Origin of the sequence: Pseudomonas sp. TJI-51 (assembly GCF_000190455.2) — a bacterium.
Lineage (GTDB): Bacteria > Pseudomonadota > Gammaproteobacteria > Pseudomonadales > Pseudomonadaceae > Aquipseudomonas > Aquipseudomonas juntendi.
In genome coordinates, this window is record NZ_AEWE02000089.1 from 56,556 (window position 1) to 57,097 (window position 542).

Consider the following 542-nt stretch of genomic DNA (forward strand, 5'->3'; position numbering starts at 1 on the left):
TGGACGCTGGTGTATGGCGGTGGCGCTGTTGGCTTGATGGGTGTGGTAGCCGACGCCGCGATGGCAGCGGGTGGCGACGTGGTAGGGATCATCCCGCAGAGCCTGCTGGACGCCGAGGTCGGCCACAAAGGCCTGACGCGGCTGGAAGTGGTCGATGGCATGCATGCGCGCAAGGCTCGCATGGCCGAGTTGAGCGACGCGTTCATCGCCTTGCCGGGTGGCCTGGGTACGCTGGAAGAGCTGTTCGAGGTCTGGACCTGGGGGCAACTGGGCTACCACGCCAAGCCGCTGGGGCTGCTGGATGTGAACGGCTTCTACGACAAGCTTGGCGGGTTCCTCGACCATATCGTCGAGGAGGGTTTCGTGCGCCCGCAGCACCGGGATATGTTGCTGTTGGGGCAGCAGCCGGATGAGCTGCTAGCCGCGATGGACCGCTTTGTCGCGCCGGTGGCGCCGAAGTGGGTCGACAAGAAGCCTGACTAAACCAGATTCAGGGGCTGCACAAAATCCTAAAGCGAGCATTGTACCTGTGGGAGATTCTA

The 542-nt window shown here is 63.1% G+C and carries 1 protein-coding gene; it reads left to right on the forward strand.

Annotated features, from left to right (window positions below; all coding sequences use genetic code 11):
- Positions 1–483, forward strand: a 483-nt coding sequence (locus G1E_RS19360) for a TIGR00730 family Rossman fold protein (RefSeq protein WP_047150023.1), incomplete at its 5' end; no start/stop codon positions are given.
- Between the last annotated feature and the right edge of the window lie 59 nt (positions 484–542).